This is a genomic window from Pseudomonas sp. 18.1.10, assembly GCF_024655625.1.
In the GTDB taxonomy this organism is placed as follows: domain Bacteria; phylum Pseudomonadota; class Gammaproteobacteria; order Pseudomonadales; family Pseudomonadaceae; genus Aquipseudomonas.
Genome location: NZ_JANLGL010000291.1, coordinates 1 through 2,728 on the forward strand (window position 1 = coordinate 1; position 2,728 = coordinate 2,728).

The following is a 2,728-nucleotide window of genomic DNA, read 5'->3' on the forward strand; positions in this document are numbered from 1 at the left end:
TTGCTTCAGTTCATCGAAGCGCGAAGGAAGTTGAAAAAGAGGTGTTGACAGCAGCGTGTAACGCTGTAGAATTCGCCTCCCGCTGATGAGAGATCTGAAGCGCAAGTGGTTGAAGTTGTTGAAGAATTCTTCGAAAGCTTCTGAAAATAATCACTTGACAGCAAATGAGGCTGCTGTAGAATGCGCGCCTCGGTTGAGACGAAAGATCTTAACCAACCGCTCTTTAACAACTGAATCAAGCAATTCGTGTGGGTGCTTGTGGAGTCAGACTGATAGTCAACAAGATTATCAGCATCACAAGTTACTCCGCGAGAAATCAAAGATGTAACCAACGATTGCTGAGCCAAGTTTAGGGTTTCTTAAAAACCCAAAGATGTTTGAACTGAAGAGTTTGATCATGGCTCAGATTGAACGCTGGCGGCAGGCCTAACACATGCAAGTCGAGCGGTAGAGAGAAGCTTGCTTCTCTTGAGAGCGGCGGACGGGTGAGTAATGCCTAGGAATCTGCCTGGTAGTGGGGGATAACGTTCGGAAACGGACGCTAATACCGCATACGTCCTACGGGAGAAAGCAGGGGACCTTCGGGCCTTGCGCTATCAGATGAGCCTAGGTCGGATTAGCTAGTTGGTGAGGTAATGGCTCACCAAGGCGACGATCCGTAACTGGTCTGAGAGGATGATCAGTCACACTGGAACTGAGACACGGTCCAGACTCCTACGGGAGGCAGCAGTGGGGAATATTGGACAATGGGCGAAAGCCTGATCCAGCCATGCCGCGTGTGTGAAGAAGGTCTTCGGATTGTAAAGCACTTTAAGTTGGGAGGAAGGGCAGTTACCTAATACGTGATTGTTTTGACGTTACCGACAGAATAAGCACCGGCTAACTCTGTGCCAGCAGCCGCGGTAATACAGAGGGTGCAAGCGTTAATCGGAATTACTGGGCGTAAAGCGCGCGTAGGTGGTTTGTTAAGTTGGATGTGAAATCCCCGGGCTCAACCTGGGAACTGCATTCAAAACTGACTGACTAGAGTATGGTAGAGGGTGGTGGAATTTCCTGTGTAGCGGTGAAATGCGTAGATATAGGAAGGAACACCAGTGGCGAAGGCGACCACCTGGACTAATACTGACACTGAGGTGCGAAAGCGTGGGGAGCAAACAGGATTAGATACCCTGGTAGTCCACGCCGTAAACGATGTCAACTAGCCGTTGGAAGCCTTGAGCTTTTAGTGGCGCAGCTAACGCATTAAGTTGACCGCCTGGGGAGTACGGCCGCAAGGTTAAAACTCAAATGAATTGACGGGGGCCCGCACAAGCGGTGGAGCATGTGGTTTAATTCGAAGCAACGCGAAGAACCTTACCAGGCCTTGACATCCAATGAACTTTCTAGAGATAGATTGGTGCCTTCGGGAACATTGAGACAGGTGCTGCATGGCTGTCGTCAGCTCGTGTCGTGAGATGTTGGGTTAAGTCCCGTAACGAGCGCAACCCTTGTCCTTAGTTACCAGCACGTAATGGTGGGCACTCTAAGGAGACTGCCGGTGACAAACCGGAGGAAGGTGGGGATGACGTCAAGTCATCATGGCCCTTACGGCCTGGGCTACACACGTGCTACAATGGTCGGTACAGAGGGTTGCCAAGCCGCGAGGTGGAGCTAATCCCATAAAACCGATCGTAGTCCGGATCGCAGTCTGCAACTCGACTGCGTGAAGTCGGAATCGCTAGTAATCGCGAATCAGAATGTCGCGGTGAATACGTTCCCGGGCCTTGTACACACCGCCCGTCACACCATGGGAGTGGGTTGCACCAGAAGTAGCTAGTCTAACCTTCGGGAGGACGGTTACCACGGTGTGATTCATGACTGGGGTGAAGTCGTAACAAGGTAGCCGTAGGGGAACCTGCGGCTGGATCACCTCCTTAATCGACGACATCAGCTGCTCCATAAGTTCCCACACGAATTGCTTGATTCATTGAAGAAGACGATAAAGAAGCAGCCCGAAATTGGGTCTGTAGCTCAGTTGGTTAGAGCGCACCCCTGATAAGGGTGAGGTCGGCAGTTCGAATCTGCCCAGACCCACCAATTTTGTGTGGGAAACGCCTGTAGAAATACGGGGCCATAGCTCAGCTGGGAGAGCGCCTGCCTTGCACGCAGGAGGTCAACGGTTCGATCCCGTTTGGCTCCACCACTACTGCTTCTGTTGTTGAAAGCTTAGAAATGAGCATTCCATTGTGATGATGGTGAATGTTGATTTCTAGTCTTTGATTAGATCGTTCTTTAAAAATTTGGGTATGTGATAGAAAGATAGACTGAACGTTACTTTCACTGGTAACGGATCAGGCTAAGGTAAAATTTGTGAGTTACTCAGTTTTGAGTATTATCGAATTTTCGGCGAATGTTGTCTTCACAGTATAACCAGATTGCTTGGGGTTATATGGTCAAGTGAAGAAGCGCATACGGTGGATGCCTTGGCAGTCAGAGGCGATGAAAGACGTGGTAGCCTGCGAAAAGCTTCGGGGAGTCGGCAAACAGACTTTGATCCGGAGATGTCTGAATGGGGGAACCCAGCCATCATAAGATGGTTATCTTACGCTGAATACATAGGCGTAAGAGGCGAACCAGGGGAACTGAAACATCTAAGTACCCTGAGGAAAAGAAATCAACCGAGATTCCCTTAGTAGTGGCGAGCGAACGGGGACTAGCCCTTAAGTGGCTTTGAGATTAGCGGAACGTT

The 2,728-nt window shown here is 50.0% G+C and carries 2 tRNA genes and 2 rRNA genes (1 of these 4 cut by a window edge); all 4 read left to right on the forward strand.

Going from position 1 to position 2,728, the window contains the following annotated elements:
- Positions 1 to 379 precede the first annotated feature (379 nt).
- A 16S ribosomal RNA gene (locus NUV89_RS27085) occupies positions 380 to 1,916 on the forward strand.
- Between the two features lie 83 nt (positions 1,917 to 1,999).
- Positions 2,000 to 2,076, forward strand: a tRNA-Ile gene (locus tag NUV89_RS27090).
- 30 nt (positions 2,077 to 2,106) lie between these two features.
- Positions 2,107 to 2,182, forward strand: a tRNA-Ala gene (locus NUV89_RS27095).
- 248 nt (positions 2,183 to 2,430) lie between these two features.
- Positions 2,431 to 2,728: ribosomal RNA gene (locus NUV89_RS27100) — 23S ribosomal RNA — on the forward strand; it runs 2,682 nt beyond the window's last position.
- The 16S and 23S rRNA genes sit together here with 2 tRNA genes alongside, the layout of an rRNA operon.